The organism is Pseudomonas fluorescens (assembly GCF_004683905.1).
GTDB classification, from domain to species: Bacteria; Pseudomonadota; Gammaproteobacteria; order Pseudomonadales; family Pseudomonadaceae; genus Aquipseudomonas; species Aquipseudomonas putida_A.
In genome coordinates, this window is record NZ_CP038438.1 from 4,439,735 (window position 1) to 4,464,412 (window position 24,678).

Sequence of the window (24,678 nt, forward strand, 5' to 3'; positions counted from 1 at the left end):
GCTTCCTTTGTTGTTTTGGTGGTCACTCAATCCTGCCACAGCACCGCCTCGCTGCGCGCGCTCCATTCTTCAAACCGCGCGCCGTAGGTGTCTTCAATGACGTTGCGCTTGATCTTCAAGGTCGGCGTGAGAAAACCGTTTTCCACCGCCCAGCTGTCCTTGACCACCACCAGCCGGCGCAGGCGCTCGTGTTTGTCGAGCACGGCGTTGACCTCTTCGAGCAGTTTTTCCAGGCTCGAATGCAGACTGGCCCGCCCTTCGTCCTGATTGACCGTCGAGAGCACGCACAAGCCCAGCGGCGCACTCAGGCCATCGCCGACAACACAGACCTGTTCGATCCGCGAGTGCACCGCCAGCCGGTTTTCAATCGGCGCCGGGGCGACGTATTTGCCTTTACTGGTCTTGAAGATTTCCTTGAGCCGGCCGGTCAGGCGCAAGCGCCCCTCGGCATCCTGCTCGCCCTTGTCGCCGGTACGCAGGAAGCCGTCCTCGGTGAGGGTCTCGGCGGTTTTCTGCGGCTCCTTGAAATAGCCGAGCATGTTCGCCTGACTGCGCACCTGCACCTCGCCGGACTCGTCGATCCGCACCTCGACCTCCGGGCACGGTTTGCCGATCCAGCCCTGTTTGTACTGACCCGGCAGACAGATGTGCGAGTAGCCGCAACTCTCGGTCATGCCATAGACCTCCAGCACATCGAGGCCGAGCTTCTGATACCAACTGAGCAAGGTCTGCGGCACCGGTGCCGCACCGGACAGCGCCACGCGCAAGGCATCAAGGCCCAGGCCGGCCAGCACCTTGTGCCCGACCCGCTTGCCAAGGAACGGCAGGCCGAGCAGGAAATCCAGGCGCTTGGCCGGGATCTTGCCGTACACGCCCATCTGGAATTTGGTCCAGATCCGCGGCACGCCGAACATCGCCGTGGGCCGCGCCCGCTGCAGGTCGGTAATGAAGGTGTCGAGGCTTTCGGCAAAGAACACGGTTTGCCCGGTGTAGATCGAGGCCAGCTCAACGAACATGCGTTCGGCGACATGGCACAGCGGCAGGTACGACAGCAGCCGGTCTTGCTCGTTAAGCCCGAACAGTTGCGTGCCGCGAGTCGTGGCGAACCCCAGATTGGCAAAGCTGTGCATCACCCCCTTGGGCAATCCGGTGGTGCCGGAGGTATAGATGATGGTTGCCAGTTGCTCGCCTGCCGGGCGCGGATCGTCCTGGATCGGCGAGCTCTTCTGCAGGTCGTCCCAGGTGAAATCGAACTCACCGGGCGGGTGCAGCGGCAGGCTGATGGTCGGCAAATCCGCCGGCACACCGACGGACATGCCCGGCCAATCATCGAGCTTGCCGATGAACGCCAGCACACTTTCCGAATGCGTGAGCACCTGATTCACCGAGTCGGCGGTGAGGTTGGGATACAGTGGTACCGAGACGTGCCCGGCCATCCAGATCGCCAGATCGGCGATGATCCAGTGCGCGCAGTTTTTCGAGATCAGCGCGATATGGCTGCCCTGCGGTAAATCCCGGGCGCGCAGCCAGTGCGCGGCGCAACGCGCTTGATGACCGACGTCGGCCCAGGTCAGGGTCTCGACCTGCCCGCCACCGATGGGCTGCACCAGAAAACGCTGGCGCGGGTGCCGGGCCTCACGCTCGTAGAACACGTCCAGCGGCAAACGGAAGGCGGCAGACATGCGACTCGCTCCTGTTTTTTGGGTCTGGAGCAAGCGTAGTCAACCAAGCAAGTGCTTGGTTGGAAAATTCAAACAAATAATTTCAACTGAAAATGAGGCCCCTGTGGGAGCGGGCTTGCTCGCGAATGCGGTCTATCAGTGACATTTACAGTGACTGACACAGCGCATTCGCGAGCAAGCCCGCTCCCACAAGGAATCAGCGTCAGGGGTGCTTGAGGCTGTTGAGGGTCATCGAGCCGATCAGCAGCTCAGGGCTTTCCAGCTCAGCCAGACCGGCAGTGCCGACCTTCTCCGGCGGATATCCGGCGCCGTGCTGCAGATAGCTCAGCAGGTTGCCCACCAACGGGTTATGGCTGACCAGCAGCACATTGCTCACCGACACCAGTTGATCGGTGACCTTGTCCGGATCGGTCTCCGGGGTCAGCCATTCGACGGTACGAATCTCCGGCTCGAACCCCAGCGCCTCGCGGACAATCTGCGCGGTCTGTTGCGCACGCAGATAAGGGCTGGCATAGATCGCCGTCAGTGGCTGACCGATCAATCGGGCTGCACTGTTCAAGGCCTCTTTACGACCCTGCTCGGTCAACGCCCGCTCAGAATCTGGGCACGAGCCGTAAGGCACCGCCTCGCCGTGACGCAACACCCAGAGTTTCATAGCTTGGGTTCCTCATCGCGGGCTGGATGCGGCGCTGGCGGCACGGCGTGCGGTGCTTCGCCTTCCGGGGCACGCGGGGTTGGCCAGTCGGCAAACGGCCAGGGTTTCTGGTCGCTGTGAAAGCTGCCGAAGCGGCCGATCTGCGCGAGGAACTGGCTCAGGCTGTCGCCGAAATTCATCAGGCTGGCGCTCGGCGCGCCGTAAATCAAACGATAGATCAGTTGCACCAGCACCACGGCGCCGAGGATGAACTGCGCCACTTGCCAGACCAGCACGTAGACGATCATCCACAGCACCCGCAGGAGAATGGATTCGTACTTGGCTTCGGTTTTCGGATCGTTCATGGCTCGCTTCCTGTTGAATCAGTTGAAACCGCTGGTGGAAATAAAGTCGACGTCGGTTTTCGGTTCGGCACGCATCAGTAGACCGATCACCTGCTCCAGCGTGCGTCCTTCAAACAGAATCGCATGCAGCCCGGCGACCAGCGGCATGTACACGCCAACCTCCTGGGACTTGGCCTTGAGCACCTTCAGGGTGTTCACGCCTTCGGCGACTTCGCCCAGACGCGACACCGCTTCATCAAGGCTCAAGCCCTGACCGAGAGCAAACCCGACCTGGTAGTTGCGGCTCTTCGGCGACGAGCAGGTCACGATCAAATCCCCTACCCCGGCCAGACCGAGGAAGGTCATCGGGTTCGCGCCCTGATTCACCGCGAACCGGGTCATCTCGGCCAGTGCGCGGGTGATCAGCATGCTCTTGGTGTTCTCGCCCATCTCCAGCGCCACTGCCATGCCGGCGATGATCGCGTAAACGTTTTTCAACGCCCCACCCAGCTCGACACCGAAACGGTCAGCACTGGCGTAAACGCGGAAGGTGCGACCATGCAACGCAGCCTGTACCGCTTTGCAGAGTTCTTCGTCTTCGCTGGCGACCACGGTGGCGGTCAACGCGTGTTCAGCGATCTCCCGCGCCAGGTTCGGCCCGGACAGCACACCAATACGTGCCTGCGGGGCGATTTCTTCGAGGATCTGGCTCATCAGTTTGAAGGTGTGGGCTTCGATGCCCTTGGTCAGGCTGACCAGCATCTTGCCGCTCAGGCGCTCGGCGTGGGCGGCCAGCACCGTGCGCAATGCGCTCGAGGGCAGCGCGACGAAGCACAGCTCGCAGGCGTCGAGGGTGGCCTGCAGGTCAGTGACCGCAGTCACTCCCGGCAGAATCTTGATGCCTTTGAGGTAACGCGGATTCTCGCGGTTGACCCGGATGGCCTCGGCCTGCTCGGGGTCACGCATCCACTGCCGGACTTGATGGCCGTTCTCGGCCAATAGATTGGCCACGGCGGTACCAAAACTTCCGCCTCCCAGGACCGCAATCGGGCGCTGTTCAGTCATATGCAATCCGTTAATCCATACCAGTGGCGATGCCGGCATTATACGGGGCGACCGGAGCGCGGCCAGCCCCTGCGTCAATTACCGACACTTGTAGGAAGAAGACCAATAAAGCCGAGGAAAATGCCCGCATCGTGACTGGAAAAGTCACTGTCCTCGGTTAACATGCGCGCCAATTCTTTGCGATCAAGGCCGTGCCGTGTCTTTTGGCTCTCCCCCCTCGCGTTCGTCACTGCTGCTGGCGCTGCTGTTCAGCCCGGTGTTGCAGGCGGACGACCTGTTTGTCGACAGCGAAACGCTGCCGCAGGTGCTGACGGCCACGCGCCTGAAACAGACGCCGGCGGAAGTGCCGGGGAGCATGACCGTGATCGACAGTGAGCTGATCAGTGCCAGTGGCGCGCGGGACATCAGCGAGTTGCTGCGACTGGTGCCGGGGATGATGGTCGGCAACATCAGCGGCAATCAGGCGGCGGTCAACTATCACGGAACCAACGCCAGCGAAGCGCGGCGCATGCAGGTGCTGATCGATGGCCGCTCGGTGTACCGCGCAGGCCTGGCCACGGTGGACTGGAGTGACATTCCGGTGGCCATGGAAGACATCGAGCGCATCGAGGTTTTCCGTGGGCCGAACACCGTCAGCTACGGCGCCAACGCGCTGATGGCGGTGGTCAACATCATCACCCGCAACCCGGCGGACAGCCACGGCACGCGCCTGAAGGTCACCCGAGGCCAGCGCGGCATCAACGATTTCTATGCCAGCCAGGGCACGGGGTGGAATGGCGGCGACCTGCGTTTGTCGCTGTCCGGGCAGGAAGACGATGGCTTCGACAGCGACCGTACCGGCGCCGATTACCGTGACAGCCGCCGCTTGAACCGCTTCAGCCTCGCCGTCAGCCAGACCCTGAGCGACAACCAGAGCCTCGACTGGCAGATCAACGCGAAGGACGGCAGCAACCAGCGTCCCTACACCTACCGCCCGGTGTTCTCGGGGATTACCGCTGCCGGGAATAATTCCGACGTGGTTGCCAAGGATTACGCCGGCTCGGTGCGCTGGAATCTCGACATCAATCCCGAACACAGCCTTTATATACAAGGTTCGGCCCAGCACTGGGATCGCCAGCAAGTGTGGCGCGCCTGCGATGCCGAAGTGTCGTTCAGCCCGCAACTGACCCAACTGTGGCAACTCAACCCGAACTACACCGAACGCCTGGCGCGCAACATCACCCGCTTCACCGGCCCCGGTCCGGAAGCCGGAACCCCGCAGGAAATGGCCCTCGCCAATCAGGTGCTGAATCAGTGGCGCAACGGTGCCAGCCAGACCTTGTGTGGCGACATCGATCAAAGCGCCCGCGAATCACGCTACGATCTCGAATTGCAGGACACCCTCAGCCTGTCCGACAGTCTGCGGCTGGTCAGCGGCCTGAACTATCGTTACGACCGGGCCGACTCCGAGACCTACTTCAACGGCACGCTGGACGACACCACCTGGCGCGCGTTCGGCCAACTGGAGTGGCGCGCCAGTGAACACTGGCTGTTGCAGGGTGGCGCCATGTTCGAAAACACCCAATTGATCGGCAGTTCGCTGACGCCGCGATTCGCCGTCAACTACCTGATCAACCCACGCCATGGCCTGCGCGCGGTGTACTCCGAGGCGATCCGTTCGCCGGACATGTTCGAGAACAACGTCAACTGGAGCTATCAGGTGAGCAACCTGCGACCGTCCGCCTATGGCCAGTCTTCGGCGCGCTACTTCGTCAAGACCCGTGGCCCGGGCAATCTCGATCAGGAACACATGCGCTCGCGCGAACTGGGCTACAACGGCTATTTCGCCGAACTCGGGCTGGCCGTGGATGTGAAGCTGTTCTACGACGAAATCACTGGGATGATCAGCGAGCCGCTGCGCAACAACCAGTACATCGCCAGCAACGCCAACAGCTCACGTTTTCGCGGCAGCGAAACCCAGCTCGACTGGCGCCTGAGCATGATCGATCGCCTGCGCTTCACTTACGCTTTCGTCGACGCCGAAGCGAGCAATCCGCTGGATCAGCAATTCACCTCGCGCAACAGCGGTTCTGCCGGCTGGCTGCGTGATTGGGGCCACGGCTGGAACAGCGCGCTGTTCTATTACGGCGACAACGCGCTCAACGGCTACCGCTTCGAGCGCGTCGACACGCGCATCGCCAAACGCATCCCGCTGGGCAAGGCACAACTGCAACTGGCCGGCGTGCTGCAGCAGCGGCTCGACAATGAACCGACCACTTTCGTCGACAACAATTACGACGAACGCCGGGTGCTGTACTTCAGCGCCGAGCTGGAGTTCTAGGGTGCGCTTCGGCACGGCAAACAAGACGCCAACCCTTGGCCACTGGCTGGCGGGTGTCTGTCTGTTTTTGACCGCGTGGCTGCACGGCGTGGCGGTGCAAGCCGCAGACATTCTGTTGACCGGCGCCGAAGAAAGCCCCGGGGTGCAAGCCTTCGTCCAGGCCCTGAGCGAGCTGCGTCCCACCGACAACGTGCGGTTCCAGCCGCTGGCCAGCCTGCCGGCGCCGGGCAAGTTGCCGGCCAATCTGCGGATGATTCTGCTCGACCTGCCCAGCCTCGACTGGCGCCTGCAGGAGCCCCAGGGCCCGGCGACGCTGGTGTTGCGCATCAGCCGACTGCAAGCGCGGCAACGCCTGGGTGGCGCACAACCGCCGCACTTGAGTCTGCTATGGAGCGATCCACCGCTGGGGCGGCAACTGCAACTGATTCGACGGATTCTGCCGCAGGTGCGGCGGGTCGGCGTGCTGTTCGACCAGCACAGCGAATTCCTGCTCAAGGAGCTGCACCAGGCCGCAGCGCCGCTGAATCTGCAAATCGTCAGCCAGCGTTGGGACAACACCCAGGACAGTCGCCCGTTGCAAAGCGTGCTGAGAAACAGTGACGTGTTGCTGGGCCTCGACGATCCCGATCTGTACAACCCGAAAACCGCAAAAAACCTGCTGCTCAGCAGTTACTCCCGGCAAGTGGCGCTGGTCGGGCCGAACGCGGCGTTCGTGCGGGCCGGCAGCCTCGCCAGCACTTACAGCGATCAGCCCGACTGGCTGGCGATCCTTGACCGGTTGCTCGATCGCCCGCCGGCGACGTGGCCGCGCACGCTCTACCCCGATCGTTTCAAGGTCTCAAGTAATGTGCAGGTCGCTCGTTCCCTCGGTATCGAGCCAATCGATGAAGCGTCTGTTGCCCGCCAGTTGGCTGAAGGAGAAAGCCACCCATGAATCTGCGTCGCCGCTGGGACATCAACACCCGCACGCAATTGATCAGCCTCGGCCCGGCCCTGCTGCTCACGCTGCTGCTGATCAGTTTCTTTACCTTCGTGCGGATTCAGGATTTACGGCAGGAGCTCAATCACACCGGGCAACTGATCGCCAACCAACTGGCGCCCGCCACCGAGTACGGGGTGATTTCCGGCAACAACGAAGTGCTGGAAAGCCTGCTCAAAGCGACCCTGGCCACACCGAACGTACGCTTTCTGGAAGTGCAGGACAGCGCCAACCGTATTCTCGCCTACGTTGAGCAAGCCGCCGACGCGCACAACCGCCCGCATCAGGTCGAGGTGTTCCAGGCCCCGGTGCGCCTGCAACGGATCGCCCTCAACAGCGATTTTTTCCACGACGCCAAAGCCAGCAACAACGTGACCAGCGAGGACTATCTGGGCCGGGTGATCGTCGGTCTGTCCAACGATGCCTTCAGTCAGCGCCAGCAGGAAATTCTGCTCAAGGCCGGGATTCTGGCGTTGTTCGCCCTGCTCTTCACCTTTGTTCTGGCGCGGCGTCTGGCCGGCAGTCTGTCGGCGCCGATCCGCGATATCGGCAACGCGGTCAAGGCGATTCAGCAAGGCGATTACAAGACCCCACTGCCGATCGTCGATGACACCGAGTTGGGCGCCCTGTCGCAGCACATCAACAACCTCGCCCAGGCACTGGAGCAGGCCAGCCGCGAACAGCATCAAGCGATGGCGGAACTGATCCAGACCCGTGAAGAAGCGGAAAAGGCCAACAACGCCAAATCCGATTTTCTGGCGATGATGAGCCATGAATTGCGCACCCCGATGAACGGAGTGCTGGGCATGTTGCAGTTGCTGGAAACCACCGACATGACCGAGGAGCAGATCGAGTACGCGGCGCTGGCTTCCGAGTCCACCGAACACCTGCTGAAAGTCATCAACGACATTCTCGACTTCTCGCGGATCGAACGCTCGGAACTGGAGCTTGAGCACATTCCATTCAACCTCGCCGACCTGATCGGCGCTTGCGCCCAGTCGTTCCAGCACAGCGCGGTGCAGCGTGGCCTGGACCTGAATCTGCGGATCCCCGAGGACATGCGCGCCTTGCAGGTGCAGGGCGACCCGACGCGGATCCGGCAGATTCTGGTCAATCTGGTGGGCAACGCGTTGAAGTTCACCGAGCGTGGCCGGGTCAGCATCGAGGCACAGTGGCAGTCGCTGGATCACGAGTTGCTGTGGTTCACCTGTTCGGTGCGCGACAGTGGCATCGGTATCTCCTCGGAAAGCCTGGAGTTGATGTTCAATGCGTTCCAGCAGGCCGACAGTTCGATTTCCCGGCGCTATGGCGGCACCGGCCTCGGCTTGCCGATCGCCCGCACCCTGGCCGAACGCATGGGCGGGACGTTGCGCGCCAAAAGCGAAGAAGGCCTGGGGTCGGTGTTCACCCTGGAAATCCCGCTGGCCTTATATAAGCAGACGTTGCCGCAACTGGCGGCACCGCGTGCAGCCAATGGCAACGGGCATGGTGAGGGGCGCAATGTGTTGCTGGTGGAGGACAACCCGGTCAACCAGACGGTCATCGAAGCCATGCTGCGCAGCCTCGGCTTTACTGTCAGCGTCGCTACCGATGGCGCGCAAGCGGTGCGCAGCGCCGAAGGCAATGATTTCGAAGTGATTCTGATGGACTGCCGCCTGCCGATCATCGACGGCTACGAGGCGACCCGGCAGATCCGCCAACTGCCCGGACGCCGCGAGGTACCGATCATCGCGCTGACCGCCAACGCGTTGCAGGGCGACCGCGAAACTTGCCTTTCGGCGGGCATGAACGATTATCTGGCCAAGCCGTTCAAACGCAATGACCTACAACAGATTCTGCAGCGCTGGGTGCAGTAGTGACGGTTTTTCGACCATCTGCGACTGGCGTGAAAAGCGAAAGTGCGGCAGTCTTAGGCACCCGAACGAGCCTCAAAAGAGGCTTGAATAAAAATTTCAGTGCACAAGTGTACATTCATGTCCTTGGTGCTGTGACTTTCACCACAACGCAATAGTCTATGAGTAGGCTGCCGGTACGAGGCATGAACGCGTCGATCGGCCGGGAAGATTTGCCCCACCTGCCGCATGGGATTATTGAGGAGCTCGCATGACCAAACAAAACGCCTTTACTCGGGAAGACCTGCTGCGCTGCAGTCGCGGTGAGCTGTTCGGCCCAGGTAACGCGCAACTGCCCGCCCCGAACATGCTGATGGTGGATCGCATCACCCTGATCAGCGAAGAAGGCGGCAAGTACGGCAAAGGTGAATTGGTCGCCGAGCTGGATATCAACCCTGACCTGTGGTTCTTCGCGTGCCACTTCGAGGGCGATCCGGTGATGCCGGGCTGCCTGGGTCTGGACGCCATGTGGCAACTGGTCGGCTTCTTCCTGGGCTGGCAAGGCCTGCCGGGCCGTGGCCGTGCGCTGGGTTCGGGCGAAGTGAAATTCTTCGGCCAGGTCCTGCCGACCGCCAAGAAAGTCACCTACAACATTCATATCAAACGCGTCCTCAAGGGCAAGCTGAACCTGGCCATCGCCGACGGTTCGGTGACTGTCGACGGTCGCGAAATCTACACCGCCGAAGGCCTTCGCGTCGGCGTGTTCACCTCCACTGACAACTTCTAAGGGTTATTCGCATGCGCCGCGTCGTTATCACTGGTCTGGGCATTGTTTCGTGCCTGGGCAATGACAAAGAGACCGTCTCCGCTAACCTGCGTGCAAGCCGCCCTGGCATCCGGTTCAACCCGGAATATGCTGAAATGGGTCTGCGTAGCCAGGTTTCCGGCTCCATCGACCTCAACCTTGAAGAACTGATCGATCGCAAGATCTATCGTTTCGTCGGCCACGCAGCGGCTTACGCCTACCTGGCCATGAAAGACGCGATCACTGACTCCGGCCTGACCGAAGAGCAAGTGTCCAACCCGCGTACCGGCCTGATCGCCGGCTCGGGCGGCGCGTCGACCCTGAACCAGATGGAAGCGCTGGACATCCTGCGCGAGAAAGGCGTGAAACGCGTTGGCCCATACCGTGTAACGCGGACCATGAGCAGCACCGTTTCCGCGTGCCTGGCCACGCCGTTCAAGATCAAGGGCCTGAACTACTCCATCGCTTCTGCCTGCGCCACCAGTGCTCACTGCATCGGTACCGCCATGGAACAGATCCAGATGGGCAAGCAGGACATCGTCTTCGCCGGTGGCGGTGAAGAAGAGCACTGGAGCCAGTCGTTCCTGTTCGACGCGATGGGCGCCCTGTCCAGCAAGCGTAACGACACCCCGGAACAAGCCTCCCGCGCCTACGACGCCGACCGTGACGGTTTCGTCATCGCTGGCGGTGGCGGCATGGTCGTGGTTGAAGAGCTGGAACACGCTCTGGCCCGTGGCGCCAAGATCTACGCCGAAATCGTTGGCTACGGCGCAACGTCCGACGGCTACGACATGGTTGCCCCAAGTGGCGAAGGCGCGATCCGCTGCATGCAGATGGCAATGTCCACCGTCGACACCCCGATCGACTACCTGAACACCCACGGCACCTCGACGCCGGTCGGCGACGTCGCGGAAATGAAAGGTGTGCGTGAAGTGTTCGGCGACAAGGCTCCTGCGATCAGCTCGACCAAGAGCCTGTCCGGTCACTCCCTGGGCGCCGCCGGCGTTCACGAAGCGATCTACTGCATGCTGATGATGGAAGGCAACTTCATCGCCGGTTCCGCCAACATCGACGAACTGGACCCTGAAGTGGCCGATCTGCCGGTGCTGACCAAGACCCGCGAAAACGCCACCATCAACACCGTGATGAGCAACAGCTTCGGCTTCGGCGGCACCAACGCCACGCTGGTGCTGAAGCGCTGGGAAGGCAAGTAAGTCCCCGCTGCAGAGCCACACATGAAAACGCCCCGACTGGTTCGGGGCGTTTTTTTTCGTCTGGAGAAAGTCGCCAGGCACTCCGCTTTCCCTTGTGGGAGCGGGCTTGCTCGCGAAAGCGCTGGCTCAGGTATGAAGGTGGCGACTGACACTCCGCTTTCGCGAGCAAGCCCGCTCCCACAGGGGATATCAGTGCGCCTGAAAATGAAACTTCTGTCATGAAACCTTGCACCCTGCGACCGAATGTCGCGGATTACGCGGGCTGCAGCACTGTTGCAAAAACCGCAACAACACCTTGCGCAAATCAAGCGTTTACTTAGCAAGCTAACAAATCATATAAAAGAGTCCTGCACACGCCTTGCTGCAGATAACTTGAGATTTGGAGCTAGCAGATGACTGTAAAAGTAACTGAACGCGACGATTCACACATGTCCCATGAAGGCGTAGCCGCCGGTATCCGCATCTGGGATGTGCATCAACAAGACTTGCTGGTCGGCATGTTCCACAACGAGATCGACGCCCACAACTACAAGGCCGAACTCGAACTGCAAGAACAGCAACGGGATCTGAAATCCGCTTAGGCGAATATTGAACCTGTGGCGAGGGAGCTTGCTCCCGCTGGGGCGCGAAGCGGCCCTGCTCTTCAACTCAAGAGCAGAGGCCTGCTACGCAGTCCAGCGGGAGCAAGCTCCCTCGCCACAGTTTGGGTTGTTACAGCTTTATCGGTTTACCACATCAGGTCATCAGGGATCTGATAGGCCGCGTACGGATCGTCCTCGGCATTGACCTCTTCGGTCTGCACGTTGAGCTGCACGATACGTTGCGGGTCGCGCTCCTGGATCTTCAGGGCCGCTTCACGAGGGATCACTTCGTAGCCGCCGGCATGGTGCACGATCGCCAGCGAGCCGCTGCTGAGCTTGTTGCGCATCAGCGTATTGACCGAGATGCGCTTGACCTTCTTGTCGTCGACGAAGTTGTAGTAGTCCTCGGTGGTCAGCTTCGGCAGACGCGAGACTTCGATCAACTGCTTGACCTGTGCGGCACGGGCCTTGGCCTCGGCTTTCTCCTGCTGCTGGCGGTTCAGCTCCTGGTCGCGCTTGACCTTCTCGGCCATGGCTTCCTGAGCGGCGCGCTGCTGCGAATCATCCAGCTCGGCCTGCCCTTTGTGGGCCAGACGCTGTTGCTTCTGCTTGTCTTTGCTGACCTGCTTGGCCTGCTTTTGGTTGACCAGACCTGCTTTGAGCAACTGGTCGCGAAGGGAAAGGCTCATTAATGCTTACTCACTTGGGCAACGGCTCAGCCGCAGCTGGGCAAATTCTTTTCCTGACGTTTGGCTTCACCCCACAGGGCGTCCAACTCTTCGAGGGTGCAATCTTCCATGGGACGACGGGTGTCGCGCAATGCCTGTTCGATAAAACGGAAACGTCTTTCAAACTTGGCGTTGGCGCCACGCAGCGCGGTTTCCGGATCGACCTTCAGGTGCCGGGCCAGATTGACCACGGAAAACAGCAGATCGCCGATCTCGTCGGCCACCGCTTGCGGATCGTTTTCGGACATGGCTTCGAGCACTTCATCGAGCTCTTCGCGCACTTTGTCCAGCACCGGCAACGCATCCGGCCAGTCGAAACCGACCTGCCCGGCACGCTTTTGCAACTTGGCCGAACGCGACAGTGCCGGCAGCGCGGCCGGTACGTCATCGAGCAGTGACAGCTGCTCGGGCGCGGCGGATTTCTCGGCGCGTTCTTCGGCCTTGATCTCTTCCCAGCGCTGCTTGACCTGCTCTTCGCTCAAGCGTGGTACGTCCAGCGGCGCATACAGATCGCCGGTGGGGAACACGTGCGGATGGCGGCGGATCAGCTTGCGGGTGATGCTGTCGATCACCCCGGCGAATTCGAAGCGCCCCTCTTCCTTGGCCAACTGGCTGTAATAAACCACCTGAAACAGCAGATCACCCAGCTCGCCCTGCAAGTGATCGAAGTCACCACGCTCAATGGCGTCGGCCACTTCGTAGGCTTCTTCGAGGGTGTGCGGGACGATGGTCGCGTAGGTTTGCTTGATGTCCCACGGGCAACCGTACTGCGGATCGCGCAGACGGTTCATCAGGTGGAGCAGGTCTTCAAGTGAATACATCTGTCATGCCTCTACACAAAACCAATGTGGGAGCGGGCTTGCTCGCGAATGCGGTGTGTCATTCAGCGCAAATATCGACTGACACGCCCTCTTCGCGAGCAAGCCCGCTCCCACCTTCGAACGAAGCCATCTTCACGGAGTACGGTTACGCCGCGTCTCGATGATGTTCGGCAACTGCGAAATCCGCCCCAGCAAGCGCCCCAGCGCATCCAGCCCGGGAATCTCGATGGTCAGCGACATCAGCGCGGTGTTGTCTTCCTTGTTCGAGCGGGTATTGACCGCCAGCACGTTGATCCGCTCATTGAGCAGCACCTGCGAGACGTCACGCAGCAGACCGGAACGGTCGTAGGCGCGGATGACGATGTCCACCGGATAGGTGAGCACCGGCACCGGGCCCCAACTGACCTGGATGATCCGCTCCGGCTCGCGCCCGGCCAGTTGCAGCACCGAGGCGCAGTCCTGCCGGTGAATGCTCACGCCGCGGCCCTGAGTGATGTAGCCGACGATCGCGTCGCCCGGCAGCGGCTGGCAGCAGCCGGCCATCTGCGTCATCAGGTTGCCGACACCCTGGATCTGAATGTCGCCGCGCTTGCCCGGCTTGTAGCCAGTGGCCTTGCGCGGAATCAGCTCCAGCTGTTCGTTGCCACGCTCCGGCTCGACCAATTGCTGCGCCAGGTTGACCAGTTGCGCCAGACGCAGGTCGCCGGCACCGAGGGCGGCGAACATGTCTTCGGCGGTTTTCATGTTGGCCTTTTCGGCCAGCTTGTCGAAATCCACCGCCGGCAGACCGAGGCGATTGAGTTCGCGCTCGATCAGGGTTTTACCGGCCGCGACGTTCTGGTCACGGGCCTGCAACTTGAACCAGTGAACGATCTTCGCCCGCGCCCGCGAGGTGGTGACGTAACCCAGGTTCGGGTTCAGCCAGTCACGGCTCGGCGTACCGTGCTTGCTGGTGATGATCTCGACCTGCTCACCGGTCTGCAGGCTGTAGTTGAGCGGCACGATCCGCCCGTTGATCTTCGCGCCACGGCAGTTGTGCCCGATTTCGGTGTGCACGCGGTAGGCGAAGTCCAGCGGCGTCGCCCCCTTCGGCAAATCGATGGCGTGGCCGTCGGGGGTGAAGATGTACACCCGGTCCGGTTCGATATCGACCCGCAGCTGTTCGGCCAGACCACCGATGTCGCCCAGCTCTTCGTGCCATTCGAGCACCTGCCGCAGCCAGGAGATTTTCTCTTCGTAGTGGTTCGAGCCGGATTTGACGTCGGTGCCCTTGTAGCGCCAGTGCGCGCAGACGCCGAGCTCGGCCTCTTCGTGCATCGAGTGCGTACGGATCTGCACTTCCAGCACCTTGCCTTCCGGACCGATTACCGCGGTGTGCAGCGAGCGGTAGCCGTTCTCTTTCGGGTTGGCGATGTAGTCGTCGAATTCCTTCGGGATGTGCCGCCACAGGGTGTGGACGATGCCGAGCGCGGTGTAGCAGTCGCGCATTTCCGGCACCAGCACGCGCACCGCACGCACGTCGTAGATCTGGCTGAATTCCAGACCCTTGCGCTGCATTTTGCGCCAGATCGAATAGATGTGTTTCGCCCGGCCGCTGATGTCGGCGTCGACGCCGGTGGCCTGCAATTCGTCCTTGAGCTGGGTCATCACATCGCTGATGAACCGCTCACGGTCCAGCCGCCGCTCATGGAGCAGCTTGGCGATCTGTTTGTATTGATCGGGTTCCAGGTAACGGAAGGACAAGTCCTCCAGCTCCCACTTGATATGACCGATGCCGAGCCGGTGCGCGAGCGGCGCATAGATGTCGAAGACTTCCCGGGCGACGCGGTTGCGCTTCTCGTCGTCAGCGGTTTTCACCGCGCGAATGGCGCAGGTACGTTCGGCCAGTTTGATCAGCGCGACACGAACGTCGTCGACCATCGCCACCAGCATCTTGCGCAGGTTTTCCACCTGGCCCTGAGTGCCCATCACCATCGACTGGCGCGGGCTGAGGCTGGCACTGATTGCCGCCATGCGCTGCACGCCGTCGATCAGTTTGGCCACGACGGGACCGAAGCGCTGGCTGACCGCCGCGAGTTCGATCTGACCTTCGCGGACGCCGCGATACAGCACCGCCGCGACCAGCGAATCCTGATCGAGTTTGAGGTCGGCGAGGATCTCGGCGATCTCCAGTCCCGTGCTGAAACTGCCGGAGCCTTCGGCCCACAGATTCTTCTTGGCATTGGACTGCTGTTCGGCCTCGCGAGCGAACTCGCAGGCTTCTTTCAAGGCTTCGCGATCCAGTGCCATGTCGACACTGACCGCGTGATCGAGCCAAGCCTCGAGATTGATACTGCCGTCAGTGTTGATCGGCTGGTGTGCTCTCACCTGTACCATGCTGCTTTACCTTCCCTACGACGCAGATTCAATGCGTCAAATCGCTGACCCTCAACGCCCGTATGCGCTCGCAGGGCTAAAGCGAGCGCCGCCCGGACAGGTCAGACGGATTCAGACGAGCCATCCTGGCTCGCTTCAAATAACGCCATGGCCTCGACATGTGCCGTCTGAGGAAACATATCGAGAATCCCGGCACGTTTTAACCGGTAGCCCTGCTTGATCAATTCGACCGTATCGCGCGCCAGAGTTGCAGGGTTGCACGATACATACACCAACCGTTTGGCACCCAGGGTCGCGAGCTTGCGCACCACCTCGAAAGCACCGTCACGCGGTGGGTCCAAGAGTACCGCAGAAAAGCCGTTTCCGATCCACTGAGCATCGGTCAAAGGCTGGGATAAATCGGCTTGAAAAAACTTTGTGTTATGCAAATTGTTGCTAGCGGCATTTGCAGCGGCACGGTCGACCATGGTCTGCACGCCCTCTACCGCCACCACTTCACGCACGCTTTTGGCCAGCGGCAAGGCGAAGTTGCCCAGACCGCAGAAAAGGTCGAGCACGCGCTCGTCACCGGTCGGCTTCAGCCAGTCCAGCGCCTGCGCGACCATGGCCTCATTGACCCCGGCGTTGACCTGAATGAAATCCCCCGGGCGCCAGGCCAGATCCAGATCCCACTGCTCCAGGCGATAACCCAGCGACTGCGTGGCATCTACCGGTTGCGGCTGGCCGTCGCCATGCAGCCACAGTTGCGCTTCATGGAACTGGCAGAAATCCTTGAGGATCGTCAGGTCGGCTTCGGACAGCGGCGCCATGTGTCGCAACAACACCGCCAGCGATGAACCACTGAACAACTCGACATGCCCCAACGCCTGCGGTTTGCTCAAACGACGGAGCATCTCCGGCAAGCGGGTCATGATCGGCTGCAAGGGCTGTACCAGCACCGGGCATTCGTTGATGGCGACGATGTCCTGGCTGCCGGCAGCGCGGAAACCGACTTCAAGCTGCTTGGCTTTCATGTCCCAGCGCACGGCGATCCGCGCGCGGCGGCGATAGCCGAATTCCGGGCCAGTCAACGGCGCAGCCCATTCGTCAGGCGCGACCCCGGCGACCTTCGACAGCTGCTCGGCGAGCATGCGCTGTTTCAGGGCAAGCTGCTCGGCGTGGGGCAAGTGTTGCACGCTGCACCCGCCGCAGCGGCCGGCATGCTGACAGGCTGCCGGGCGACGCAACTCGCTGGCCTTGAACACGCGCTCGGTGCGCGCCTCGACCACTTTGCCGCGGGCGCCAAGCACCCGCGCCTCGACCTCTTCACCGGCGAGGGCGCCGAGGACGAACCAGGTTTTGCCTTCGAAAAACGCGATGCCGCGACCGTCATTGGCCAGGCGCTCGATGTTCAAGCGCTGTTTTTTGCCAGTCGGAATGTGCGCGGCCTTGCTGCCGCCAGTGGGCTGGAAGCGCAGGCCTCTCTCGTGCTTGGCCATCAGTTGGGCGCGTCGAAAATGCCGGTCGACAGATAACGGTCGCCACGGTCGCAGATGATCGCGACGATCACCGCGTTTTCAACTTCTTTGGACAGGCGCAGCATCGCTGCCACCGCACCGCCCGAGGACACGCCACAGAAGATGCCTTCTTCGCGGGCCAGACGCCGGGTGACGTCCTCGGCTTCGCTTTGCGCCATGTCGACAATGCGGTCGACGCGGTCGGCCTGATAGATCTTCGGCAGGTATTCCTGCGGCCAGCGACGGATACCGGGAATGGCCGAGCCTTCCATCGGTTGCAGCCCGATGATCTGCACGCTGTCGCTCTGCTCTTTCAAGTAGCGCGAGACGCCCATGATGGTGCCGGTGGTGCCCATCGAACTGACGAAATGGGTGATGGTGCCCTGGGTCTGACGCCAGATTTCCGGGCCGGTGGTGGTGTAGTGCGCTTCAGGGTTGTCGCCATTGGCGAACTGATCAAGCACCTTGCCACGACCTTCGGCTTCCATCCGCTGGGCGAGATCGCGAGCGCCTTCCATGCCCTCTTCCTGGCTGACCAGAATCAGCTCGGCACCGTAAGCGGTCATCGCCGCTTTACGTTCGGCACTGGAGTTGTCCGGCATGATCAGGATCATCTTGTAACCCTTGATCGCGGCGGCCATGGCCAGCGCAATCCCGGTGTTGCCCGAGGTCGCTTCGATCAGCGTGTCGCCGGCGTGGATCTGCCCGCGCAGTTCGGCACGGGTGATCATCGACAGCGCCGGACGGTCCTTGACCGAGCCCGCCGGGTTGTTCCCTTCGAGCTTGAGCAATAGGGTGTTGCTGGTGGCACCGGGCAGGCGCTGCAAACGCACCAGCGGAGTGTTGCCGACGCAATCGGCGATGGTTGGGTACTGCAGGGTCATGGCGTATTCGCAATCCAGACGTGCGGGGGCGCCTATCATACCGGCAAACGTTCGCAGGCCATATCACGCAAAGTGCGGTGCTTATGGTTTCTGGGAATAAGCAGATGAATGTCGCACCGGTGGTGCGACTTTTGAGTTCAGCGGTGAATCGAAGGGCCCCTTCGCGAGCAAGCCCGCTCCCACAGGAGGGTGGCGGTGTTGGTTATACAATCTGCGGACGCCCCACATCCACTGTGGGAGCGGGCTTGCTCGCGAAGGCGTCAGCCGTCACGCCGCCGTCATCGGCAATCAGCCGAAAATTCAAGCGCAACCCCGCCCCACCATTCTCCGCCCACACCATCCCACCCTGACGCTGCACCGCATTCCTCGCAATGCTCAACCCCAGTCCAAAACCACCATCCCCCGGACGCGAGCCGTCGAGGCGGGTGAAGGGTGAGAAGATCCGTTGCAGATCGCCCTCGGCCACCCCGCCGCCCTGATCCTCCAGCCATAAATGCCAGTAATCGCCGTCACGCCGTCCATCGAGGCGCACGATGCCGCCCTCGGGCGAATGCCGAATGGCGTTGCGCAGGATGTTCTCCAGCGCCTGCGCCAAAGTATTGAGGTTGCCGCGCACCCAGCACGACGCCGGCACCGCGCACTGCAATTGCAGGCTCGGCCAGCCGCTTTCATAACAGGCATTGTCGGTGAGCATTTCCCACAAGGCCTGAATCTGGATCGCCTCGTCCGGCAGCGGCGCACGCTCGGTGTCGAGCCACGCCAGTTGCAGGGTGTCTTCGACCAGTCGTTGCATGCCGTCGACTTCACGGCTGATGCGCTCGCGCAGTTGCCGTAGATCCTGTTCGCTTTCACTGGCCACCCGCAGCCGGCTCAGCGGCGTGCGCAGTTCATGGGACAGGTCGCGCAGCAATTGCTGTTGCAGGGCGACGGTGGATTGCAGGCGTTCGGACATTGAATCGAAGGCCCGCGCCAGTTCACCGAGTTCGTCCGGGCGCTGGGTAATGCCGCTCGACAGACGCACATTCAATTGGTCGGCACGCCACGCATTGGCCTGCTTGCGTAGATTGTTCAGCGGCACCACCAGCAAGCGATACAGGCCGACACACAGCAACAGAGTGAACAGCCCCGGAATCACCCCGTTGGTGATCACCCGCCAAAACACCCGGTATTTCCCCGGCAGGAAGCGCTCGGGCAACTCGATCACCAGACTGCCGGCAGACGGATTCTGCGGAAACGGTACGCGCAGCCATGGCCGGCCTTGCTTGTGGATCGGCCAGTCGAGGCCGCGCAAAAAGGTCAGGTGCTGGATTTCCTGTTCATCCAGCGGATCGCTGCTCAACGACTGCAGATTGCGGTCGATCACCCCGACCCAGGCGGCTTCGCGCAGCTCCATGCTCTGCAACCAGTTATCGACCCCGTCACGCTCACCGCGCTGCCACGCGCGCTCGGCTTCGCCGGCATAGCGGCTGAGGGTGCCGCGCGCCTCGTCGGAGAGATACTGGTTGCGCTCTTCCATGTAGCGGCCCCAGGACCAGCTCAGCCAGATCATCAACAGACAGAACGCTACCAGCAGACACGCCAGTTTCCAGAACAGCGAATGCCGCCCCGGCAGGTCAGAGACTTTCATCGGTGGCACTCAGCACATAACCCTTGCCCCACACCGTGCGCACTTCCCGTTCGGCGTAACCGATGGCCTTGAGTTTGCGGCGGATCTGGCTGATGTGCATGTCAAGGCTGCGGTCGTGGGCCGCGTAGCCGCGTTGCAGCACATGCTGATAAAGGAAGGCCTTGCTCAGCACTTCTTCGTCGTTGCGATTGAGGGTTTCCAGCAGACGGTATTCGCTGCGGGTCAGGCCGGCGGCTTGTGCGTTATAGAAGACTTCGCACTGTTCGTCGTCGAAACGCAGCGCGCCGTGGATCGTAGCCGGGGCAATCGCTGCCGGGCGCCGATCCAGCGCCACCCGGCGCAGGATCGCCTCGATCCGTACATGCAGCTCGGCCATGCTGAACGGCTTGGGCAGGTAATCATCGGCGCCCAGGCGAAAACCGCTGATGCGATCGGCCTCGGCGCCCAGCGCCGACATCAGCAGCACCGGCGTCGAATGGCTCTGGCGCAATTGCGTCAGCACCTTCAGGCCGTCGAGCCCCGGCAGCAGAATGTCCATCAGCACCACGTCGAACGGCTGGTGACGCGCAATGTTCAGCCCTTCCTGACCGTTCTGGCACCAGGTCACCGCAAATCCGCTGCGGCCCAGATGCTCGTGAACATAGGCGCCCAGCACCGGGTCGTCCTCAATGGCGAGAATGCGTGGCAGGTCGGTGGAAACAGGAGTCATGAGTATCTGCTAATAATTCTCAGTTGGCCGATTATTCAAGATTGCCCGCCATCGGGCAACCCAAGCTTGACCGGCCGGACAAACGCGCCAGGCCGCGCCGACCAATGGCGACATGATTTTTCCGAAGATTGCCCGCCTGCAAATCGCTACACTGCGCCAATGTCGCGTGCCGGACGCACGTGCGAGTCAACAGTTCAGCGGGATGCAGGAGATGGGTGTGCTCAAGAAACTGGGAATCAAAGGTCGCGTGTTGTTGCTGACCCTGTTGCCCACCAGCCTGATGGCGTTGGTGCTCGGTGGCTATTTCACCTGGATGCAACAGTCCGATTTGCAGACCCAATTGATGCAGCGCGGTGAAATGATCGCCGAACAACTGGCGCCGCTGGTGGCGCCCGCCATGGGCCATGGCAACACCGATCTGCTCGAACGCATCGCCACCCAGTCCCTCGAACAGCCTGACGTGCGCGCCGTCACCTTCCTCGCCCCCGACCGCACACCGCTGGCGCACGCCGGCCCGACCATGCTCAATCAGGCGCCCAGCGGTGACAGTGCACAACTGCAACGGCGCAGCGGCAATGACGCCACCCGTTACCTGATGCCGGTGTTCGGCAAGCATCGCAACCTCGCTGGTGATCTGATCCCCGAAGAATCCGACCGTCTGCTCGGCTGGGTCGAACTGGAGCTGTCGCACAACGGCATGCTGCTGCGCGGTTATCGCAGCCTGTTTGCCAGCCTGCTGCTGATCGCCGCCGGTCTGGCGGGCGCGGCCCTGCTCGCGTTGCGCATGGGCCGCACCATCAACCGCCCGCTGAGCCAGATCAAACAGGCGGTTGCCCAGCTCAAGGACGGTCATCTGGAAACCCGCCTGCCACCGCTCGGCAGTCAGGAACTGGACGAGCTCGCCTCGGGCATCAACCGCATGGCCGGCACCCTGCAGAACGCTCGCGAAGAACTGCAGCACAGCGTCGATCAGGCCACCGAAGACGTGCGGCAGAATCTGGAAACCATCGAAATCCAGAACATCGAACTGGATCTGGCACGCAAAGAGGCGCTGGAGGCGAGCCGGATCAAATCCGAGTTCCTCGCCAACATGAGCCATGAGATCCGCACGCCGCTCAACGGCATTCTCGGTTTCACGCATCTGTTGCAGAAAAGCGAACTGACGCCGCGCCAGCTCGACTATCTGGGCACCATCGAAAAGTCCGCCGACAGCCTGCTGGGGATCATCAACGAGATTCTCGATTTCTCGAAGATCGAGGCCGGCAAACTGGTGCTCGACCACATCCCGTTCAACCTGCGCGATCTGCTGCAGGACACCCTGACCATCCTGGCCCCGGCCGCCCACGCAAAGCAGTTGGAGCTGGTGAGTCTGGTTTATCGCGACACGCCGCTGTCACTGGTCGGCGACCCGCTGCGCCTCAAGCAGATCCTCACCAACCTGGTCAGCAACGCGATCAAGTTCACCCGCGAAGGCACCATCGTCGCCCGCGCCATGCTTGAAGAAGAACACGAAGACAGCGTGCAGTTGCGCATCAGCATTCAGGACACCGGCATCGGCCTGTCGAGTCAGGACGTGCGCGCGTTGTTCCAGGCATTCAGTCAGGCCGACAACTCGCTGTCGCGCCAACCCGGCGGTACCGGTCTGGGTCTGGTGATCTCCAAGCGTCTGATCGAACAGATGGGTGGCGAAATCGGCGTCGACAGCACCCCGGGCGAAGGCTCGGAATTTTGGATCAGCCTGAGCCTGCCGAAAACCCGCGACGACAGCGAAGACCTGCCGGGCCCGCCGCTGCTCGGGCGTCGCGTGGCGGTGCTGGAAAATCACGAACTGGCACGTCAGGCGCTGCAGCATCAACTGGAAGACTGCGGCCTCGACGTCACGCCGTTCAATACGCTGGAGAGCCTGACCAACGGCGTCACTGGCGCGCATCAGACCGATCAGGCGATCGACCTTGCGGTGCTCGGCATCACCAGCAACGACATGCTCCCGGAGCGCCTGAACCAGCACATCTGGGATCTCGAACACCTCGGTTGCAAAGTGTTGGTGCTGTGCCCGACCACCGAACAGACGCTGTTCCATCTCTCGGTGCCCAACCCGCACAGCCAGCTCCAGGCGAAACCGGCCTGCACGCGCAAACTGCGTCGGGCGTTGGCCGATCTGGCCAATCCACGCCAGCCGCGCAACGAGCCGGGTGAACCGCTGTCGAGCCGTGCACCGAAAGTGCTGTGCGTCGACGACAACCCGGCCAACCTGTTGCTGGTGCAGACTCTGCTCGAAGACATGGGCGCCAAGGTTCTGGCCGTGGAAAGCGGCTACGCAGCAGTCAAAGCGGTGCAGAGCGAATCCTTCGATCTGGTGCTGATGGACGTACAGATGCCGGGCATGGACGGACGCCAGACCACCGAAACTATCCGCCAGTGGGAAAGCGAACGGCATAGCACACCGCTGCCGATCGTCGCCCTCACCGCCCACGCCATGGCCAACGAAAAACGCGCCTTGCTGCAAAGCGGCATGGATGACTATCTGACCAAGCCGATCAGCGAGCGGCAACTGGCGCAAGTGGTGCTGAAGTGGACCGGTCTGGCCTTGCGCAATCAAGGAACGGAACGGGCCAGCGACAGCGCGGCGGGTGGCAGTGAGTTGCCGGTGCTCGACCACGAAGAAGGCCTGCGCCTGGCCGCCGGCAAGGCCGATCTGGCAGCCGACATGCTGGCCATGTTGCTCGCCTCGCTGGAGGCCGACCGCGAAGCCATTCGTGCCGCCAGTGAAGCTCGCGATCAGAACGCGCTGATCGAGCGCGTGCATCGTTTGCACGGTGCGACCCGATATTGTGGCGTGCCGCAGTTACGCGCGGCCTGTCAGCGCAGTGAAACCCTGCTCAAACAGGGCGATCCGAAGGCAGTGGTGGCGCTGGAAGAACTGGAGCGGGCGATCAATCGACTCGCGACGCAAGCCAGGATCAGCGCCTGATCCACGGCAATGCCGGCAGCGGCATCCGCCGTTAAAGTGGTGGCCGTCAACGCTGACTCGCCACCCCGTTCCAGGAGGAATTCATGCGCACGCTCGTTTTCAGCAGCCAGACCTATGACCGCGACAGCTTCCTCGGCGCCGAATGCCCGACCGGGATAGAACTGCACTTTCAACCGGCCCGGCTCAGTCTCGACACCGCCGCCCTGGCCGAGCAGCACGAGGTGGTCTGCGCCTTCATCAATGACGACCTCAGTGCGCCGGTGCTGGAGCGCCTCGCCGCCGGTGGCACACGGCTGATCGCCCTGCGCTCGGCGGGCTACAACCATGTTGATCTGCTCGCGGCAAAACGCCTCGGGCTGGCCGTGGTGCGGGTACCGGCCTACTCGCCACATGCGGTGGCCGAACACGCGGTGGCGCTGATTCTGGCACTCAACCGACGCCTGCACCGCGCCTACAACCGCACCCGCGAAGGCGATTTCACGCTGCACGGCCTGACGGGTTTCGATCTGGTGGGCAAGACCGTGGGCATCGTCGGCACCGGGCAGATCGGCGCGACGTTCGCGAAAATCATGCACGGTTTCGGTTGCCAATTGCTGGCCTACGACCCGTACCCAAACCCTGAGATCGTGGCGCTGGGCGCCCGTTACCTGAGTCTGCCGGAGCTGCTCGCGCAGTCACGGATCATCAGCCTGCACTGCCCGCTCAACGCCCAGAGCAAACACTTGATCAACCGCGAGTCACTGGCACACCTGCAACCGGGGGCGATGTTGATCAACACCGGACGCGGCGGCCTGGTCGACACGCCGGCGCTGATCGACGCCTTGAAAGACGGCCAACTGGGCTATCTGGGACTGGATGTGTATGAAGAAGAGGCGCAGCTGTTTTTCGAGGATCGCAGCGACTTGCCGTTGCAGGACGACGTATTGGCGCGGCTGCTGACTTTCCCGAACGTGATCATCACCGCGCATCAGGCGTTTCTGACCCATGAAGCGCTGGGCGCGATTGCCGCGACCACCCTGCACAACATCGCGACCTGGGCTGCAGGTGCACCGCAGAACCAGGTCGAGGGTTGAAGGCTTGCCGGTTTACTTCGGCGACAGCGACGAGGCCAGGATCAGCAACGCCAGCCAGCCAAAACCGAAAAAGCGCTGCTTCATCGAATGACCGTTACGCAGCAGGAACCAGACAAAGACCATCGGCAGCAGGAACACCATGATCTTCAACCAGCCTTCCACCGGACGCGAACCGTCGGCGTTGGGCTGAAGTTGAGGTGCGGGTTCCGGTTGCCGGCGGCGGCGACCGACCGCCGCCGGTGAAACGCGCGGCGCGGGCTCAGGGGCTGGTGGCGGGATAAACGCCTCGGGCACGGATTTATTGCGCGGCAGGCTGCCAAATGAAATCGTCGCGGCGGCGGCTTGCGCCGGTGTGTGCTCATGCTGCTGCGCCATCGGAGCACCACAATGAATGCACGCCTTTGCTTCCGAGCTGATGCTCCGCTTGCATTCATAACATTCGATCAGCGCCATGTTCCGTTCCCTCAGAGTGAAGGGCGGCAGTTTGCCATGAGCGCCGGACGATTTGAACCGGATCGAAGGTCGCACGTGTACGCC

20 protein-coding genes are annotated in these 24,678 nt (G+C 61.9%); 8 read left to right on the forward strand and 12 right to left on the reverse strand.

Going from position 1 to position 24,678, the window contains the following annotated elements; genetic code table 11:
- Positions 1-26: 26 nt before the first annotated feature.
- From E4T63_RS20450 to E4T63_RS20465, 4 genes are all read right to left on the reverse strand, one after another.
- On the reverse strand, positions 27-1,682 hold the full coding sequence (locus E4T63_RS20450; protein ID WP_135296347.1) for an AMP-binding protein: 1,656 nt from the start codon (positions 1,680-1,682) through the stop codon (positions 27-29).
- A 202-nt stretch (positions 1,683-1,884) separates the two neighbouring features.
- Positions 1,885-2,337 carry a phosphohistidine phosphatase SixA gene (sixA, locus tag E4T63_RS20455; protein ID WP_135296348.1) on the reverse strand — a complete coding sequence of 151 codons (453 nt, stop codon included), beginning with the start codon at positions 2,335-2,337 and terminating at the stop codon, positions 1,885-1,887.
- Positions 2,334-2,681, reverse strand: a complete 348-nt coding sequence (locus E4T63_RS20460; RefSeq protein ID WP_007968953.1) for a DUF4389 domain-containing protein — start codon at positions 2,679-2,681, stop codon at positions 2,334-2,336. Before E4T63_RS20460 ends, sixA begins: the two co-directional genes overlap by 4 nt.
- An 18-nt stretch (positions 2,682-2,699) precedes the next feature.
- On the reverse strand, positions 2,700-3,725 hold the full coding sequence (locus tag E4T63_RS20465) for an NAD(P)H-dependent glycerol-3-phosphate dehydrogenase (RefSeq protein WP_027612311.1): 1,026 nt from the start codon (positions 3,723-3,725) through the stop codon (positions 2,700-2,702).
- 196 nt (positions 3,726-3,921) lie between these two features.
- On the opposite strand from E4T63_RS20465, the gene E4T63_RS20470 reads away from it, so the two are divergent.
- From E4T63_RS20470 to E4T63_RS20495, 6 genes are all read left to right on the forward strand, one after another.
- Complete coding sequence (locus E4T63_RS20470) at positions 3,922-6,045, forward strand: TonB-dependent receptor plug domain-containing protein (RefSeq protein ID WP_135296349.1); 2,124 nt, start codon at positions 3,922-3,924, stop codon at positions 6,043-6,045.
- Position 6,046: 1 nt separating this feature from the next.
- Positions 6,047-6,979, forward strand: a complete 933-nt coding sequence (locus tag E4T63_RS20475; protein ID WP_135296350.1) for an ABC transporter substrate-binding protein — start codon at positions 6,047-6,049, stop codon at positions 6,977-6,979.
- Positions 6,976-8,880, forward strand: a complete 1,905-nt coding sequence (locus E4T63_RS20480; protein ID WP_135296351.1) for a response regulator — start codon at positions 6,976-6,978, stop codon at positions 8,878-8,880. Before E4T63_RS20475 ends, E4T63_RS20480 begins: the two co-directional genes overlap by 4 nt.
- A 247-nt stretch (positions 8,881-9,127) precedes the next feature.
- Positions 9,128-9,643 carry a 3-hydroxyacyl-[acyl-carrier-protein] dehydratase FabA gene (gene fabA / locus E4T63_RS20485; protein ID WP_003227150.1) on the forward strand — a complete coding sequence of 172 codons (516 nt, stop codon included), beginning with the start codon at positions 9,128-9,130 and terminating at the stop codon, positions 9,641-9,643.
- Positions 9,644-9,654: 11 nt separating this feature from the next.
- The gene (gene fabB, locus E4T63_RS20490; protein WP_007968959.1) at positions 9,655-10,875 is read left to right on the forward strand and encodes a beta-ketoacyl-ACP synthase I; all 1,221 of its coding nucleotides are present in this window, start codon (positions 9,655-9,657) and stop codon (positions 10,873-10,875) included.
- A gap of 392 nt (positions 10,876-11,267) precedes the next feature.
- Complete coding sequence (locus E4T63_RS20495; RefSeq protein ID WP_095137166.1) at positions 11,268-11,456, forward strand: hypothetical protein; 189 nt, start codon at positions 11,268-11,270, stop codon at positions 11,454-11,456.
- 146 nt (positions 11,457-11,602) lie between these two features.
- Here the strand turns inward: E4T63_RS20495 and E4T63_RS20500 are convergent, their stop codons facing one another.
- The 7 genes from E4T63_RS20500 to E4T63_RS20530 form a co-directional block, all read right to left on the reverse strand.
- Complete coding sequence (locus E4T63_RS20500; protein WP_007968960.1) at positions 11,603-12,145, reverse strand: DUF2058 domain-containing protein; 543 nt, start codon at positions 12,143-12,145, stop codon at positions 11,603-11,605.
- Between the two features lie 26 nt (positions 12,146-12,171).
- Complete coding sequence (mazG, locus tag E4T63_RS20505; protein ID WP_135296352.1) at positions 12,172-13,005, reverse strand: nucleoside triphosphate pyrophosphohydrolase; 834 nt, start codon at positions 13,003-13,005, stop codon at positions 12,172-12,174.
- Between the two features lie 132 nt (positions 13,006-13,137).
- Positions 13,138-15,381 (reverse strand): GTP diphosphokinase, encoded by a 2,244-nt coding sequence (gene relA, locus E4T63_RS20510; protein WP_027612305.1) that lies wholly within the window; start codon positions 15,379-15,381, stop codon positions 13,138-13,140.
- Positions 15,382-15,482: 101 nt separating this feature from the next.
- On the reverse strand, positions 15,483-16,859 hold the full coding sequence (rlmD, locus tag E4T63_RS20515; protein WP_135296353.1) for a 23S rRNA (uracil(1939)-C(5))-methyltransferase RlmD: 1,377 nt from the start codon (positions 16,857-16,859) through the stop codon (positions 15,483-15,485).
- On the reverse strand, positions 16,859-17,761 hold the full coding sequence (gene cysM / locus E4T63_RS20520) for a cysteine synthase CysM (protein WP_027612303.1): 903 nt from the start codon (positions 17,759-17,761) through the stop codon (positions 16,859-16,861). Before cysM ends, rlmD begins: the two co-directional genes overlap by 1 nt.
- Positions 17,762-17,963: 202 nt before the next feature.
- Positions 17,964-19,388 (reverse strand): sensor histidine kinase, encoded by a 1,425-nt coding sequence (locus E4T63_RS20525; protein ID WP_027612302.1) that lies wholly within the window; start codon positions 19,386-19,388, stop codon positions 17,964-17,966.
- The gene (locus E4T63_RS20530) at positions 19,375-20,097 is read right to left on the reverse strand and encodes a response regulator transcription factor (protein ID WP_135296354.1); all 723 of its coding nucleotides are present in this window, start codon (positions 20,095-20,097) and stop codon (positions 19,375-19,377) included. Before E4T63_RS20530 ends, E4T63_RS20525 begins: the two co-directional genes overlap by 14 nt.
- Before the next feature lie 217 nt (positions 20,098-20,314).
- On the opposite strand from E4T63_RS20530, the gene E4T63_RS20535 reads away from it, so the two are divergent.
- Both E4T63_RS20535 and E4T63_RS20540 read left to right on the forward strand, forming a co-directional pair.
- A complete protein-coding gene (locus E4T63_RS20535; protein WP_098968440.1) occupies positions 20,315-23,068 on the forward strand; it encodes a response regulator in 2,754 nt (917 codons plus the stop codon).
- Positions 23,069-23,151: 83 nt separating this feature from the next.
- Positions 23,152-24,141 carry a 2-hydroxyacid dehydrogenase gene (locus tag E4T63_RS20540; RefSeq protein WP_135296355.1) on the forward strand — a complete coding sequence of 330 codons (990 nt, stop codon included), beginning with the start codon at positions 23,152-23,154 and terminating at the stop codon, positions 24,139-24,141.
- A gap of 12 nt (positions 24,142-24,153) precedes the next feature.
- On the opposite strand, the gene E4T63_RS20545 is transcribed toward E4T63_RS20540, so the two are convergent.
- A complete protein-coding gene (locus E4T63_RS20545) occupies positions 24,154-24,594 on the reverse strand; it encodes a hypothetical protein (RefSeq protein WP_098965080.1) in 441 nt (146 codons plus the stop codon).
- Between the last annotated feature and the right edge of the window lie 84 nt (positions 24,595-24,678).

Excerpts from the sequence above, each read along its gene's own strand:
- fabB (WP_007968959.1), top strand. The coding sequence starts at position 9,655 with ATGCGCCGCGTCGTTATCACTGGTCTGGGCATTGTTTCGTGCCTGGGC.
- E4T63_RS20540 (WP_135296355.1), top strand. The coding sequence starts at position 23,152 with ATGCGCACGCTCGTTTTCAGCAGCCAGACCTATGACCGCGACAGCTTC.
- E4T63_RS20480 (WP_135296351.1), top strand. The coding sequence starts at position 6,976 with ATGAATCTGCGTCGCCGCTGGGACATCAACACCCGCACGCAATTGATC.
- cysM (WP_027612303.1), bottom strand. The coding sequence starts at position 17,761 with ATGACCCTGCAGTACCCAACCATCGCCGATTGCGTCGGCAACACTCCG.
- sixA (WP_135296348.1), bottom strand. The coding sequence starts at position 2,337 with ATGAAACTCTGGGTGTTGCGTCACGGCGAGGCGGTGCCTTACGGCTCG.
- E4T63_RS20525 (WP_027612302.1), bottom strand. The coding sequence starts at position 19,388 with ATGAAAGTCTCTGACCTGCCGGGGCGGCATTCGCTGTTCTGGAAACTG.
- E4T63_RS20450 (WP_135296347.1), bottom strand. The coding sequence starts at position 1,682 with ATGTCTGCCGCCTTCCGTTTGCCGCTGGACGTGTTCTACGAGCGTGAG.
- E4T63_RS20460 (WP_007968953.1), bottom strand. The coding sequence starts at position 2,681 with ATGAACGATCCGAAAACCGAAGCCAAGTACGAATCCATTCTCCTGCGG.
- E4T63_RS20465 (WP_027612311.1), bottom strand. The coding sequence starts at position 3,725 with ATGACTGAACAGCGCCCGATTGCGGTCCTGGGAGGCGGAAGTTTTGGT.
- rlmD (WP_135296353.1), bottom strand. The coding sequence starts at position 16,859 with ATGGCCAAGCACGAGAGAGGCCTGCGCTTCCAGCCCACTGGCGGCAGC.
- E4T63_RS20500 (WP_007968960.1), bottom strand. The coding sequence starts at position 12,145 with ATGAGCCTTTCCCTTCGCGACCAGTTGCTCAAAGCAGGTCTGGTCAAC.
- mazG (WP_135296352.1), bottom strand. The coding sequence starts at position 13,005 with ATGTATTCACTTGAAGACCTGCTCCACCTGATGAACCGTCTGCGCGAT.
- E4T63_RS20495 (WP_095137166.1), top strand. The coding sequence starts at position 11,268 with ATGACTGTAAAAGTAACTGAACGCGACGATTCACACATGTCCCATGAA.
- E4T63_RS20530 (WP_135296354.1), bottom strand. The coding sequence starts at position 20,097 with ATGACTCCTGTTTCCACCGACCTGCCACGCATTCTCGCCATTGAGGAC.
- relA (WP_027612305.1), bottom strand. The coding sequence starts at position 15,381 with ATGGTACAGGTGAGAGCACACCAGCCGATCAACACTGACGGCAGTATC.
- E4T63_RS20545 (WP_098965080.1), bottom strand. The coding sequence starts at position 24,594 with ATGGCGCTGATCGAATGTTATGAATGCAAGCGGAGCATCAGCTCGGAA.
- fabA (WP_003227150.1), top strand. The coding sequence starts at position 9,128 with ATGACCAAACAAAACGCCTTTACTCGGGAAGACCTGCTGCGCTGCAGT.